This window comes from Pedosphaera parvula Ellin514 (assembly GCF_000172555.1).
Classification (GTDB): domain Bacteria; phylum Verrucomicrobiota; class Verrucomicrobiia; order Limisphaerales; family Pedosphaeraceae; genus Pedosphaera.
Genome location: NZ_ABOX02000053.1, coordinates 1 through 14963, shown reverse-complemented (window position 1 = coordinate 14963; position 14963 = coordinate 1). Strand labels below are relative to the sequence as shown.

Below are 14963 nucleotides of genomic sequence, written 5' to 3'. Positions count from 1 at the left end.
GCAGGTCAATCCACCCTGACCGGGCATGATTTTAATTCGGCGCCCTGCGCCTTCGCTTTCATATGCTGCAGCATGGCGGCAAAGACCGCACCGCAAATGAGGACTCCGCCGATCAGGGTGCGTGCGGTTGGAATTTCATGCAACAGCACTGTCGCGAGCACGACGCTATAAACCGGTTCCAGGCTGATGACAATGCTTGCCGTTTGCGCGCGGATGTGCCTCAGGCTTGCCACGAGGAGCGATTGTAATAATGCGGTGAAAACCAGTCCCAGAAGCAGCAACAGCCAGAATGAGTTGATGGTGATTTTTTCGTGAGAGGCGAAGGCGAAAGGCAATGTGAGCAGCACGACAAATAATTGCTGATAGAACGCCACTGTCAGCGCCGGAATCGTGCGGATGGAGGAACGACTGAACAGTGACAGCAGCGCATAGGTTAGCCCGGAAAGTATGCCCCAAAGGACTCCCTGCGTGATATTATTCCGCAGATCCAGCACGGGCACGACCAATGCCAGTCCGGCCACGACCACGGCCGCGGTGATGAGGTCGACAAATTGAAACCGCTCCTTGAAGGCGAGCGGTTCAAGGAGGGTTACGAATATGGGAAAGCTGGAAAATGCCAATACTCCGACTGCCACGGTCGAAACCTGGATGGATTTGAAGAAGGTCAACCAATGCGCGGCCAGTAGGCCGCCGGAGATCATCAATGCCAGCAGTTCCTTGCGCGAATTCAACCGCACAGTGGAGCCCATCAGCCTGATGGTGATGAGCAACGCAACGCTTCCAAAGACAGTTCTTCCCGCGGTGATGATTACGGGGCTGACGTCGAGCCACTTGCCGAAAAGACCCGTGAACCCCGCCAGCACAGCGGCACCGTGTATTTGGAAAAGACCGAGTCGTTTGTTCATAATGATCAAAAATGAGCCAGGTCTGTTTATGCTCTGCTCCAAAGAATTGCGTACCCGCGCCTGTATGGCATCTACTCCACAAAGGTTAACTTTACCCGCTGGGAACGTACGACATAAAGAATCCAAACTATTGAATGGAACAGCGTGCGGAAAAGTGCCACGCCGGATACTGCAGGACCACCGTGGGCTTTTGGAATGAGTCCAGCCCCCACTTCATCGAGCGTGACCATGATGACACTGAGAACCAGGAATAGCATGAAAAATCGTGGGAAGGCGAAGCGATTTTGGAAAAATAGCACCAGGATCAGCACGGAGAAGACCAGCATGGTCAAATTGCCGAGCACCTCAAAAATTAGCAGCGGCGCCCATAGCGGATCGTAATGTGCGTTGCCGGGTGTAGTAAGAATACTCCATGACGACAGAGTGAAATAAACGCCCGCATGCTTGAGTAAAAACACAGCATAAATAATGGGTTTGAGGCAAAGGATGATGGTCAGGACAATCAACCAACCTCCGATTCCTTTCAATTCGTGGATTATCAATGGTGGTTCGTTGGCGTGGTATTGTGGCCTGTAATGATGGGCAATCACGGCCGCAACGGTCGCCAACACAAAGTACATTCCTGCCATGGCCAGGATGCTCCAATTCACCTGGAAAGGCTCTGCCGGTTTCGGTGCGTCCGGCGTGACATTGGGATGCTGGATGCCGTAGCCCACCACCGCGCGAATCTTCTTCAGGTTCTCGAGATGTTCGGGCACCTCCTTCGTTGGCACTTCATCGGCCAGACTCTCAAGTTCGTAATGGAGCCTCAACAGCCGATTCGTATAATTCACCTGCCGCTCAAATCGCAACGCCTTTTCCTCCACTTGTTTCGTCTCGTTTTGCAGATTGTAATCCTGCGGCAATCGTATTTCCGTGTTTTGCACGTAATGCCAGGGATGCACTATGCCGAGCGGCATCGATCGAAACGAGGTTTCAGGTCGCTTGACGAAGGGTAATATTTCATCCGGATAAAACCAGGTGCTCCATTTCCTGGTGTCATCGGACAATTCGTAGATATCTTTTACTTCGTAATGCTCAATGAGGATGAAAATGTTGCGTTGTTGGTCATCCTGCGACTCCATTGGCCGGGTCATCTTGATTTTCGGATATCTCTTGGCCGATTGATTGAGGAGGGTTTTTTCCAATTCCTCGCGGCGGGAGTTGGAAAAACTTGCCCGCATATGGTCGGCAGAGAGACCCTCGTAGGTGGTTGTGACCTCGTACTGGATTGGTGAATTGTAGCTCTTGATGTTGAATGACTCGTTGACAGTTGTTTTTGGCAGGCCGGCTTTCGGGGCTGGAATGAGGCAGAGGTCGGTTGTCCCAGGTTTGATGATTAAACCGCGCGCATAATCTGGAAAATAAAGATCCTTCAAATGCCCTCGTTGAAAAGAGCGTGTCGGGTCCACCCAAATATTATTGCCGTTCACCTTCACCAGGGCCACCACGTGATTGAACGCATATGGTGAAGGAGCCCATTCATCCAGATGTTGCCGCCGGGAGGTATGTACCAGCACCGGATGAGCTTCGATTCCCATTTCATGCAGCATCGTGCAGAACAGGGATACCTTGTCTTTGCAATCGCCAAATCGGCGCGCGAAAACCACTCCAGGCTCACTTGGCCGATGTGAGCCCGGTCCGATCTCCATTCCCAGATACCGCACCTCGTCCTGCACAAACCGCAGTGCCGCCTGCACCTGATCTTCCGGTTCCCCGGCCAGCCGCCAGGCAGCGATCTTTTGGCGCAATTCATCCGGCAGTGGTTTGGTTGATACGTAAAGGGGCAGCGCCCATTCAACTACATCTTTCCAACTGGAGAATTCCGTGAGTTGAATCCAACCAAAAGGATTGTATCCCAGCGGAGTTGTATCTTCCACAACCACAGGAGTGCGCCGCTTGATTTCCCAGGTATAGTCGTCCACCCCCTCCAGATGCGTTACTTCCGGCCGCACTTCCGTCTGGTGTTGCTTCACTATCAGCTTCTTCTCCGCAGGCCATAACACGCGATAAACCTGTTTTTGCACCGGCACTGACCAATCCACCAGGAAGGAATGGATAAAATGCCCACCCATTACGGGGTTGCTTCCCCGGATGGTCCAACCGTATTCGAGAATGTCGCCAACCCGCACATCTTCCACGAACAGCACCGCCGACAGTGTTCCATTATACTGATGCCGCTCCAGTTCAGTCTCCTGCTGAAAAACTTTGATTTTCTCGGGCTCCAACCGATCATATATTTTATCCCCACGCCGCAGGACGATAAAATTCAGGTCGAGCCTTTGATAGGTGGGATCAAAGCTGAAATGCACCTTTGCCCCGTCCTGGACCCCGCTTTGGCTGGTGATTTTTTTAACAACGTGCGTGTATACCTCACCCGTTCCAGCATGCTGTTGCTCTTCCAGCAATATAAAAGATTCTCCCTCGGTGCCATTGTTCTCGAAAGCTCCGGCTGACGGTTCCTCAAACGACTTCACCCATTTGGGCGGCGGTGCCATGGCAACTCCATTGGTGATGCTCTGGCCCTGCGCCACGGACGCCAGCGTGAGGCAAAACAGTGATGTCGCAATAATTAGATGGCCTAATCCCGCTCTTCCCATCGCTTCGCAAGCGTAGCGGATAGGCTGGCACCTCTTGTTAAAATCCAAATGCGTTAATAATCGCACCGCTTGCAATTACTCGAACGCCGAAAAAAATTAAACAAAAATCCTTTTGACCAAATGAGGAGTGTCGACAAACTTGAAACGATTTTGTTAATGTCCGTGCGCACGCCGGCATCGGCGTGTTGACGCCAGCAGAACCATATGAATGAAGACATAGGTGATTTAAAGAAGCAGGCCATCAAGGCGGAGGTTGACGGGAATTATGACCTCTCGATTTCCCGCTGGAATGCCGCCCTGCAATTAAATCCGCACTATGCCGAAGCCTACACCTACCGCGGCATGGCTTATGCCGCCAAGCTTGAATTGAACCAGGCGCTGGAGGATCTCGACACAGCCATCAGTCTTGGTGATTCCCGCGCGTATAGTACTCGCGGTCTGATTTACGATAAAAAAGGTGAGTTCGACAAGGCATTGGACGACTGGAAGGAGGTTGTCAGGCTTGAGCCCAAGCTCGCCAAGGCCTACCGATTCCGTGGTCGTGCTTATGCTGCCAAGGGAAACCTCGAGCAGGCCATGCAGGATTACAACCGAGCGCTGGAACTCAATCCGAAATACGCTGAGGCTTTTTTCGATCGTGCAAATGCGTATTTTCTTCAACGCAAGTTCAACGAGGCCATCAGCGATTACACAAATGCCGTCCAGTTTGAGCCTGGAAACGCCCGCTCCTTCTACGAACGCGGCGAAGCCCGTTCAGCCAAGGCTGATTGGGAGCAGGCCATCAATGATTACAGCGAAGCAGTCAGGCTCAATTCAAGAGAGGCATTGTACCTGGGTGCGCGCGGGTTTGCCTGTTACAAGACGGGCAGATTTGATCAGGCGTTAAGTGATTACGATGAGGCCATCCGTATTGATGCGAACCATTACAAAAGCTATCACGGCCGGGCGTTGATTTTTTCATCCCTGGGACAATTGGATAAAGCCTTGATGAACTTCGATGTTGCCATCAGGTTGAATGCGACACAGGCGCAGCTTTACGGCGGTCGGGGTGCAATCTGTCTGAAACTCGGCATGTTGGACCAGGCGCTGGAGGATTACCACCAACTCATCAAGCTCGATCCGAAAAATGCCATGGGCTACATGGCGCGGGCGGCAGTCCATGCCAGAAAAGGGGAGTTCAAGAAGGCGCTGGATGATTCATTGGAATCGGTCTGGTTGGATCCCATATCCGTCAAGACTCACAATTCGCTGGCCTGGCTGCTGGCGACCTGTCCCTTGGATTCCATTCGCAATGGCAGGGAAGCTTTTGAGATCGCACAAAAAGCCTGCGACTTGTCCGCCTGGAGTGACTGGCGTTCCATTGATACTCTCGCCGCCGCCTGCGCGGAAGTTCAGCGGTTTGATGAAGCGGTGGATTATCAGACGAGGGCGCTGGCCATGCGATGCACTTCCGCTCAGCAACAGCAGGAGATGCAACAACGCCTCGAGCGTTACCAAAAGCGCCGGCCCTTTCGTGATATTCCAGGGAACTAGTGATGAGTTTCAGATCGTCGCGGATTTCCCGAGCAAAAGAGAGCCTGGAGGAATTTTCCCTCACCCCCGTCCACTATGTAACCGGTCTGTACAGGTAAGGGGAGAGGGGGAACCGCCGGGCGTGGCGTGGTTGCTCAGGCCTTGTCCCGCGATTGCCGTCCTGGATTTTATTGTGCCTTCCTCCCATGCAGTTGCGAAGAATCTACTCTGTCCTGAACTCATTTTTTCGGTATCTTGAAACCGCATGAAGTGCATTGTCACGGCCGGTCCGACTTTTGAAAATCTGGATGATGTCCGGCGTCTTACGAATTTTTCCACGGGGCGGCTTGGCTCCGAGCTGGCGAATTTTCTTTCTGCGCGTGGTCACGACGTGACCTTGCTCATCGGCCAGCAGGCCACTTATCGCGGCGAACAGAGAGTGCAAAAAGTTGAAACGTTCACGACCACCGCTGATTTGCGGGACCGTTTGCAAATCTTCGCCCGGCAATCCATCGGGGCGGTTTTTCACGCGGCGGCGGTGAGTGATTTTACTTTTGGAAAAGTTTGGTCACGGTCTGCGACGGGCGAGATGGCGGAGATTAAATCCGGGAAGATTTCCACGCGACAAGGCACTTTGCTGGCTGAATTGCTTCCCACGCCGAAGATTATCGCTGAACTGCGCAACTGGTATCCAGAGGCACGCCTTGTTGGTTGGAAATATGAGGTGGAAGGTGGTCGCGAGCAGGTCATTCGACTGGGGGAGCGACAGCTCCGTGATTGCCGCACGAATGCCTGTGTGGTGAACGGCAAGGCTTATGGCGAAGGCTTCGGCCTTGTCACAGGCGAAGACAATTGCCGGCATGTTGAGGACAAGGCTGCTCTCTTCAATGCGCTTCAAGAGTTTGTAGGCAGGTAGCCCGCGAACTGTGGGTGGGCGTTTAACTTCGAAGGCCGGAGGAGAAGTGGAAGTGCCTGGTTTCTTAAAACTCGAATTTCTTGAGCTGCCTGAGCGCGAGGCGTAACGGCAGCCAGCCGAGCAGAAAGGAAAGGAGGATAAACCCGGCGATGCTCAGAAATGCCATGTCCTGCGAGGTCACCTGATCGCGCATTTCATTGGAGCCAAAGGCCAGCATCAAGACGGAACCGAGAATGTAGAAAAAACTCAATACCAGACAGAACGTCCCGCCGAAGCCGCTCACAATCTTGCTTGGATTGCCCTCTTTAAAATTTGGATACAACACGCCCAGGCCGGCTGCCAGCCCATTTAGAGTGAAAGTCATCACCGCGATCACCATGGCGAAAAACAGGATTCGTTCCCAGGTCATATCCAGCAAGTAACTCGACACCACAATCAGGGTAAGAGTCACCACGATCGAGGAACAGCTTGCCAGCCAGTACTTGGTCTTCACCACTCGCTCCAAACCCATGGGCGCCATGCCAATAATCCAGAGCCGCCGCCCCTCCAGTGAAAATTGTGGATACACAAAGCGCGTGGTGAGCGTGGCCAGATTCAGTGAGCAAGCACCGAGGTTGAGATAGGAGACGAGGTGAATCCAAAACGGACTTGCCAATTGACTCGTGAAATGGCGCAGGTTGATGATGTAAACGCCGAGCAGTCCGAACAGCAGGACGGATTGGCCCCATTGCGAGGTGTCGCGCCAGAACATCCGGGCGTCCTTGGCCAGCAGAGCGCGGGTGTCGGATTGCAGCCAGTGTAATTGGTTGAAGATTTTTTCGATCGGTCCGTGCGTGTAAGCGAGGTCTTTTTTCCGTTCGCTGGCCGCCTTGAACCACTCCCATTGCGACCAGACGCTCGCGCGGCTTTGGACCTCGGAGGCGGCATTGTAATACATTTTTCCCAGACGGGTGAAACCGAGGAAACCGAAGAACATCACGTTGCTCAAGAGCACCAGCATGAAAAAACCAGCCAGGGAGAGAACGCCTTCCGCCCATTGCAGCACGCTGCTGGTCAACCAGTAGCTGGGCAGAAAGGGGAAGAGGGAAAACCTGGTCTTTTGCAACAGTTGGTCCAGCACGGCCAGCACTCGGGTTTCGAGCATCTCGTCGGGTGTGGGTTGGGTTTTCCACCAATAGCCAGCCAGGCCGAGCAGCAACAAGGCGAATATTACCAGCGCCACCTGGAAGGTGCGCCGGTCAAGGAAGCGAGCCAGATTCACGGCCAGGAATGACCCGGCAACGCTGGGAAGCACGATGAAGAGGGCGATCAAGACCAGCGTGACGGGATAGAAATGCCACGGGACATGCCGGGTCAAGCCAAAGGCGGCCAACAGGGGAGCGATCAAAAACACGAACGCCCACGACGCCAGCAGGCTGGATTCCAGGAACTTCCAGCGAAAGATCGTTTGGGCGGGAACGGGCAGCGTCATCAGGAAGCTGGCCTCACGATTCCGGAAGAGGTTCGTGTAGCTGATAATCAAATTGCTCAACAGCAGCAGCACGAACAAAAAGGCAAAAAGCAGATATAAAAGTCGCTCGGTCAAAACGACTCCGAGCCCGGGAAAAGAGGCCACAAAGTTGAGTCCCTTGTAGAACAACCAAAACGAAAGGCCGAGATAGCCCAGGATGAAGCAAAGGATCAAGCCGGTTAGCAATCGCGATTGGCTTCGCACGGCCTTCAGGCGCCGCCAGGCTTGCAAGGTGTTGACGCGAATGAGCAGGGTAAGCGGAGCGTGGACTGCGCTGGACTGGGCGGAACCGTCAGACATCGGGGAGAGAGTAAACTATTTGGGTTTCGGGGGCAATCTCGGAGAGTGTTTGCGTACGGCGACCGGTGGGAAGAATGTTTCAGATCCGTGAGGCTTGCCGCGTGGAGTGCTTGGTTTGCTTACCCGGGGTTGCGCCCGGGGGCGGAAAGGGGAAGCAGAAATTAGAAGCGGACGCCGATTTCGACCTGTGGCCCGCGCACAACAGTGTCGATGGAAAGTGCGCGCCGCTGGAAATCGGAGGCCAGACAGCGATAGGCGACGCGGGTGTAGAAGTGGCTGGCGATGGGAAATTCAAAGCCTCCCTCGACCTGCCAGGTCAGTCGGGATGAGCTGTGAAATCCACCGACATCGGCTTTGGTGTAGAATCCGGCCGGTTTGGAAAATTGATAGTTCAAGTAAGCGCCGATAATGGGATCGGCCCAGAATGCGGAGGCTGAGGCGGCTCGATCTAGGGTGGGAAGGTTGATCGAAACATTGGCGGCCGCATAAGAGAGTTGAGCGCCGGCGAAGAGGTCCAGGGAAACGCATTCGTTTTTCAACGCGGTATAGCCGATGGCGAGATCATCAATCATGAATTTTTCGCCCAATGATGCTGAACCTCCGCGGAACAGTTCCCTGGATTCTCCAGTATCAGAAATCTTGAGGTACTGGCCGTCGGAGAAGAACAACCAGCGGTCCTTGCGGACTTCCAGGTTCAGCGCCGCGGCAAAATCCAGGGAGTCGAGAGTGTCGATGAAGCTCTGGTCGAGGTGTACTTTCCGGTTGAAAGCGCCAATGGTGCCGTGGGTACCGGCAGCCCAAATAGGGATGCCGAGGCGAAAATTCCAATCCTCGGTGTCCGGGATCTGCCCTTGCGCTTGGGCCGCTGCGACTGAAAACACTCCAAGCACAATCACGATGGCCAGACGAACGAAGTTGAATACCATTCTCCCCATGTGCGGAGATTAGAATTTTGGGACGAGAGTGTCAGTGGGGTAAAACCCCTGGTTGGGCATTGCGGGCACTCGACGCGGAATGCGGGCTGGCTTACTCGCATGCTTTCAGCGTGCGGGGATGTGGGAGTCCTCTGCTGATTCGTGACGTGCACCATAGCCATGGCGATTGACATCAGTGATGTGTTTGATGTGCACAACTCTCATAAAATCTGTCTGGCTAACCAAACGGTAATCCCGGCAGTGGTGAGTAATGCTCCAAAAGCAACTATCATTGGTAAAATAATGTAAGCAAACAAAAACAGCCAACCGAGCGAAGTTCTCGATTGCGAAGCAGAGGTTGCCAATAATAAATAGGACAGCCGCTGAACCACATACCCAGCAGCAAAACCAATGGCCGTCCCAAGAACTACAAATAACATTGTGGACCAGCCAGCCTTTTCGGACGCCGCAGCTAAACCAGCAGCGGCAGGACATCCTAAAATCGTGAAAACCGTCATCGTGTCGGCTAGGTTCAAATCGGAGTGCGGCTTGCGAGGCATCGTAATCGATTCTGTATGATAAGCAATCCTGGTTGCTGAGGAAACGGGATGCTCACTTTGCTCGCGCCGCGTTGCGGCAAAGTGTGGGGAAGGATGGATGAGTTACCAGGGGTTTCACCCCTGGCTGATTTGGAACGCCCCGTTGGGGCTGGGAAACGAAGAGGTAGTGGAACTCTGTTCCTTTAATGATGAACAGATATTGGAAGGCCGTCTTACTGGCACGCTTTTGGCGTGTGGGCGAACAAGGTCTGCTATTTTGGAAAGACCTGCTTCCCATCAAGAATAAGCCTTTTAAGGTCGAGCGTCTGATCATCAAAAGTAGCAATGGCATTGTGATCGCCACTCGGACTGGAAAGATCCAGTTGAATTTCCTCATTATCGAGAACGGAAACCTTATTTACTCGTGGCACACCAACCCCGCTGCTCGTCGGTGTCAGCTGAAAGAACTCCTCACCGAGCGCTCCATAAAAATTCAGCGGATGGAAAGCCGTTAACATCTCCGGTGTAATTTTCTCATCAACCATTTTCCAAATATCGGACATGTTTGTCAGGGTAGATGCACTATCAATTTTTAGCATTTCCTTGGACCCGAAAATTACCCCAGTGCCAAATGAAAATCCAGCAATACCATGTTTCGTCGAAACATAAAGTTCATGCATTTCCCCCACCCAAAGCTGCTTCGTCTGGTCGTCACGAAATACCACAACTCCAAAATCCTGTTGCTGTTTGCTGGGAAACGTCACCCAGTAAATAGCCAGCTCAGAATTTACAGTTCTCGTGCCTGACCTGGAAATCAATTTTACCTTTGAAGGTTTCGGAACTTCTCTGAGTTTTTTAGACAACAAGTGTTGTGGAGCATTTGTCTGGGCGGGGACGGCTTGAAGGATGCTGATGATTATGAATGCGAAGAGAAGAATGGGGGATTGTTTGCTGCTGATCAGGCACGTACATAGTGCTCCGTTGTATTGTTTTGCTTTTGACGCAAGTGAAGCCATTTGTGGGCCCGGTTTAAGAATCCTCGTTTTTGTGATTGTCTCCATGTCTCTCATTATATCGTGCTGCGATGGAGCGGTTACGAGTTTGATATTGTAAAAATTGTGTAATAATCGCGGTTTTCAAAAAGTCGTGATAGCAGGGCAATCTTCTGACACACACCGGAATTGAGATGCTCACTTTGCTCGCGCCGCGGTGCGTGTGCTTGCGCACGGCCACAAGCCCGAGGAACGGGCTGGATCCCGGGCTGTCTTACTCGCACACTTTCAGCGTGCGGAGGAACAAGGTCTGCTATTTTGGAAAGACCTGCTTCCCATCCAGAATAAGCTTCTTAAGATTGAGCGTTTGATCGTCAAAAGTAGCTATGGCGTTGTAATCGCCACCTGGGCTGGAAATATCCAGTTGAATTTCCCCTTTATGTAGAACGGAAACCTTGTTAACCCGTGGCCTGCCAGGAGCACTGCTCGTTGGTGACAACAGCAAGAAGGTATCGTCGAGTGCTCCGTGAAAATCCAGTGGAGGATGGAAATCCACCAACATTTCTGGTGTAATTGTCTCATCAACAATTCTCCAAATATCGGATAGATTTGTAAGGCTAGATTCGTCCTCAATCTTCAGCATTCCCCTGGAGTCGAAAATTGCTCCGGGAAGAACTTTCAATCCAATCAAACCGTGTTCTGTCGAGACATACAAATCCTGCTCTTTACCCACCCAAAGTTGTTTCGTCTGGTCGTCACGAAATACCTCCAATCCAACAGTTGTTTGCCTCCCGTTACGAAGCGTCACCGAGTAAATTGCACGCTCAGAATCTACAGTTGTTGAGCCTGACCTCGAAATCAATTTCGCCCTGGAAGGCTTCGGAGCTCCTATGAGTTTTTTAGACAACAAGTGCCGTGGGGCATTTGTCTGGGCGGAAGCGGCCTGAACGCTGCCGATGATCAGCAAAGTAAGGAGAAGAAGCCGAAACATTTTGGTTTAGATCAGGTGTGAATGTGGACGGCTCTGTTCGCACCGCGGCGAAGGCCGGATTTGAAACAGGCGCTCCGGGGGCAAAGGCAGAATAAGTTCGCTATTTGGAAACACTTGTTTCCCATCGAGAGTGGCTTTTTTGAGTTCGAGGGTCTGATCGTCAAAAATACCTATTGCCCTGTGTTCACGATCGGGGCTGGAAATATCGATTTGAATATCGTTGTTTCCGAGGAGAGTGATGCTGTTAATTTTGATGCTGCCCAAGCTGCAGCTGGCTGATAGAAGCCAAGGGAACTTTTCATCCAGACCTCCCTGAAAAAGGGCGTGCGAAAAAAGGACCTGCGAATTGAGATTCGATAACATCTCTGAATCAACTTTCTCATCAATCAATTTCCAAATGTCGTGGAGGTTCGTTGAACTGATGCCGGGATCGATCTTCATCATGGGTTTGCTCCAATACACGGCTCCGGCACCGGGTCTAAACCCAATGATTCCATGGGCAGTCGCGACATAGACATAATAATGTGGACCTACCCAGAACTGTTTAGTTTGTGGGTCACGAAATATGGTTATCTGTGTGGGCATCCTTCTTCCAAAAACATCGTACATGATGCTCTCTGAATCCACGGTGGTCGGGCCCGATGGGAGGATCAATTCCAACTTTCCAATGGTTGGGGTTTCATTGAGTTTTTTGGGCGGGAAGTGTGGTTGATCGCTTGTCTGCGCGGAGGCGATCCGGACGGTGGTGGTGATCAGGAAAGCGATGAGAAAAACTCGAAGCTTTTTGAGGTTGAGTTGCAGGGGTTGTTTGAGAATCTTCTTTTTTATGATTGTCTCCATGGCTCTCAGTATATCGTGCTGCAGAGGAGCGATTGCGAGCTTCAGATTGTAAAAGTTGTGTAATGAAGGTAGTTTTCAAAAATTCGTGATAGCAGGGCAATCTTCCGACCCGCACCGGATTTGGGATGCTCGCTTTGCTCGCGCCGCGATGCGGCAGATTGTGGGGGAATTGAGGGGATGTTTACCCGGGGTTGCGCCCGAGGGACGGGCTGGGCCCCGGGCTGTCTTACTTGCACGCTTTCAGCGTGCGGAAATGGGGGAGTTGAAGGTTGCGTTTGTGGTTGGCTGATGTGTCAGTCCCATACTAAAAACCATCCAGGCTGGTCGTTGGAATACTCGCGTGGCATCTCTGCCCCCGGTCTCTCTTCTCGATAAAACTCCGATCGGAGTTCCCTCGCCCAATTTGCGATAACCGCCTCATCCACTGACCCGGCCACGAAAACGCGGTCACTATACGGCTCTAACTCGCTATCTGCATCCTCATACTCACCAACCGGAATGACACAACAGCTGACTCCTGCCTCCTCACTCAATCTGGTCAGTGCAGCCTTGAAGTTGGCGTTGCCGGGATGGGGCTCAAGATTCGGGGCAAGGCAGTAATCGCTGGAACACTTGGCAAAGAAGTCCTCAATCGAAAGATACGCGACGTGATGGTATCGGGTTCCTTTGGAGCAGGGCATGCAGAGCCCGCCGGTCTGAGCGGAAGTTGCCGGAAGGATCGTAGCGTTGCAAATACGGCAAATCGTTTGAGAACTCATGGCGTGTGAAGCGGCCTAACTATTAATTATAAGGAAAGCATTCCTGCGAGGTTGATAATGGTCGACAAAGTTTGAAGGCTTCCTTGTTTCATTCTGAGGCCAGAGATATGAGTTGGAATGAACGTCGTCAAGGAGAATTGGGATGCTCGCTTTGCTCGCGCCGCGGTGCGGCAAAGTGTGGGGGAGATGGATGGTTTACCCGGGGCTTGCTACGCTTCACCCCGGGCTTTAACATGTGCGCGCTTTCAGCGCTTGTGGGATTGAAGGCTGAGAGAGTGATTTTAATTATTCCTCGCAACGTTTCTGTGATGTTCTCGGTCCCATGTGGTTGAACTATCTAATTATTTAGATCGGACAATTTCTTTCCCTTCCAGTCCGGAAAGTTTTGGCCGTGGAGAATCAGGGCGGTGACTTCGTGTTTGTCGTTTTTGATAAAGGTCCATTGGTTGCCAAATTTGTCGAAGAATTTCGTTTTCGATTCAGGATAAACATCGACAAGGCCGTCGGTGTCGTCCTCGACCCAGGCTTGCGAGACCAACTGGTCTCCTTGTCGCTGGAGTGTCAGTTTCATTCCGTTCGTGGCAAATTCGTAGTGGCCCACACAGGCATCGATAAGCTTTGTGTCCAGCTTGATGGCGACGGGCGGCCTGGGAGGTTCGGGAAGCGTGAGTGGTTGATCGGAAATTTTCTCATAAGAAAACGTTTCGCCGCCAAATTGCACATTCAGGGCGACAACCTTATCCCGAGCGTCGCGGGAAAAGGTTATGGGGATGCCGCTCATCCTGCCAAAAAGGCGGGTTTCCGATCCCGGCAATAATTCACCCGCGATGGAGGGCAATAGTGCGCGCATCGGCCATGATCTTGGTCCTGTGGTCTGAGCGATGATCCGGTTTCCTTCCCGGCGAATGGCGATGCCGGGTTGGGAGGCTGTGCCGGTCACGCCAGCCCGCCGGTATTGTCCGACATACGAGTCATAAACCGCGCTGCTGATTTTTATCTCCTTGGGCCGTTTATCCTGCTCCCATTCGCTTTCGAGTAAACAGGCACCCAGACTGGCGACTGCATCTGCGTCACCAGAAAAGCATAAGACTACCAGGCCGCGACGCTTCGTTTCGTCGAAAGCGACATACGCGCTGTAGCCACCCGCGTCTCCATCGTGCAGGACGAATTTTCTTCCCTGCGGATCAGAGACGACGAACCACGAACCAAGGTTCTGGGGGAGAATTCCGGGTTGAACGTGAACCACCCGCGTTTTTTCGATGAGCGGTGCCAGACTGGTCCGGGTCAGGCCAACATGCGCCGACACGTATTTCAGCATGTCGCTGGCCGTCGAACCCAACCCACCCTGGGCATAAAGAACTGGGGAGCGACCACCCGCAATCCGCGTGCTGTCCATTTTTAATGGCCGACAAATCCGATCCGCCACGAGAGATTCGTAATTCGTGCCTGCCTTCAAAGCGATTACATGCCCCAACAAGGAGGCTCCAAGGTTCGAGTAGTGGTATCGCGCACCGGGATCATACCTGAGTTTGTAGCCGGATAGAAACGCATATAACTGGTCGGCGGTGTAATCCGCAAAACCGCTTTTGGGGTCAAGGTTGCCAGGGTTGGCGGGAAGGCCGGAAGTATGTAGCACCAGTTGAAGCAAGGTAATCTCCTTGCCGTTGCGGGTTGGCATTTTAACCGCCTTGGGCAAATACCTGGCCACCGGATCATCCAGCTTCATCTCACCGCGCTCGATCATGTCCTGCAGCAACAGCGCTGTGAACGTCTTCGTGCTGGAACCTATTCCGAACAGTGTGTCTCCGTCCACCTGCCGAGCGGTGCCGTTATCCAATTTGCCGCAACTGACAATGCGGCTGCCGTGTTCGTCCACAAGGCCAACGACGATGGCGGCATCCCGTTTTTCAACCTCGACGCGCTGTTGCAGGAGAGCGTGGAGAGCATTGGTGAGATCCTCCGCGGCGGCGGGAAACGGAGCGGACGATAAAATCAGGGAGGTGCAGAGGACTCCGACGAGTTTTCGGATGTTCATTGTTCTCAAACGTGTAGTGGTTCGTTCGGGTGTTACCCTAAACGGATTGCAGGTTCAAACTCCGAGCGGATCGAAAAGTTGCCTTTTATCGAAGTAGGAGAATGGGGTGGAA

Annotated in this window: 12 protein-coding genes; 2 read left to right on the top strand and 10 right to left on the bottom strand. The window is 52.6% G+C overall.

The window, feature by feature from the left end; translation table 11 throughout:
* Window positions 1-5 precede the first annotated feature (5 nt).
* The gene (locus CFLAV_RS26670; RefSeq protein ID WP_007417999.1) at window positions 6-905 is read right to left on the bottom strand and encodes a DMT family transporter; all 900 of its coding nucleotides are present in this window, start codon (window positions 903-905) and stop codon (window positions 6-8) included.
* Window positions 906-976: 71 nt separating this feature from the next.
* Window positions 977-3544 carry a DUF3857 domain-containing protein gene (locus CFLAV_RS26665; RefSeq protein WP_007417998.1) on the bottom strand — a complete coding sequence of 856 codons (2568 nt, stop codon included), beginning with the start codon at window positions 3542-3544 and terminating at the stop codon, window positions 977-979.
* A 204-nt stretch (window positions 3545-3748) separates the two neighbouring features.
* Here CFLAV_RS26665 and CFLAV_RS26660 point away from each other — a divergent pair, with 204 nt between their 5' ends.
* Entirely contained in the window at window positions 3749-5077 is a 1329-nt protein-coding gene (locus CFLAV_RS26660; RefSeq protein ID WP_007417997.1) for a tetratricopeptide repeat protein, read from the top strand.
* A gap of 244 nt (window positions 5078-5321) precedes the next feature.
* A complete protein-coding gene (locus tag CFLAV_RS26655; protein ID WP_007417996.1) occupies window positions 5322-5972 on the top strand; it encodes a phosphopantothenoylcysteine decarboxylase domain-containing protein in 651 nt (216 codons plus the stop codon).
* Between the two features lie 64 nt (window positions 5973-6036).
* Here CFLAV_RS26655 and CFLAV_RS26650 read toward each other — a convergent pair whose 3' ends face one another.
* The 8 genes from CFLAV_RS26650 to CFLAV_RS26610 all read right to left on the bottom strand — a co-directional run bounded on the left by CFLAV_RS26650 (window position 6037) and on the right by CFLAV_RS26610 (window position 14851).
* A complete protein-coding gene (locus CFLAV_RS26650) occupies window positions 6037-7782 on the bottom strand; it encodes a putative ABC transporter permease subunit (RefSeq protein ID WP_007417995.1) in 1746 nt (581 codons plus the stop codon).
* 161 nt (window positions 7783-7943) lie between these two features.
* Entirely contained in the window at window positions 7944-8717 is a 774-nt protein-coding gene (locus CFLAV_RS26645; RefSeq protein ID WP_150107613.1) for a DUF481 domain-containing protein, read from the bottom strand.
* 200 nt (window positions 8718-8917) lie between these two features.
* Window positions 8918-9256, bottom strand: a complete 339-nt coding sequence (locus tag CFLAV_RS26640; RefSeq protein WP_007417993.1) for a hypothetical protein — start codon at window positions 9254-9256, stop codon at window positions 8918-8920.
* A 251-nt stretch (window positions 9257-9507) separates the two neighbouring features.
* Window positions 9508-9915: a hypothetical protein gene (locus CFLAV_RS36710; RefSeq protein ID WP_237712471.1), complete on the bottom strand. Its 408-nt coding sequence runs from the start codon at window positions 9913-9915 to the stop codon at window positions 9508-9510.
* A gap of 625 nt (window positions 9916-10540) precedes the next feature.
* Complete coding sequence (locus CFLAV_RS35225; protein WP_150107612.1) at window positions 10541-10960, bottom strand: hypothetical protein; 420 nt, start codon at window positions 10958-10960, stop codon at window positions 10541-10543.
* Window positions 10961-11224: 264 nt separating this feature from the next.
* Window positions 11225-12058: a hypothetical protein gene (locus CFLAV_RS26625; protein ID WP_007417990.1), complete on the bottom strand. Its 834-nt coding sequence runs from the start codon at window positions 12056-12058 to the stop codon at window positions 11225-11227.
* Between the two features lie 293 nt (window positions 12059-12351).
* Window positions 12352-12816, bottom strand: a complete 465-nt coding sequence (locus CFLAV_RS26615) for a hypothetical protein (RefSeq protein WP_007417989.1) — start codon at window positions 12814-12816, stop codon at window positions 12352-12354.
* Between the two features lie 337 nt (window positions 12817-13153).
* The gene (locus tag CFLAV_RS26610) at window positions 13154-14851 is read right to left on the bottom strand and encodes a serine hydrolase (RefSeq protein ID WP_007417988.1); all 1698 of its coding nucleotides are present in this window, start codon (window positions 14849-14851) and stop codon (window positions 13154-13156) included.
* Between the last annotated feature and the right edge of the window lie 112 nt (window positions 14852-14963).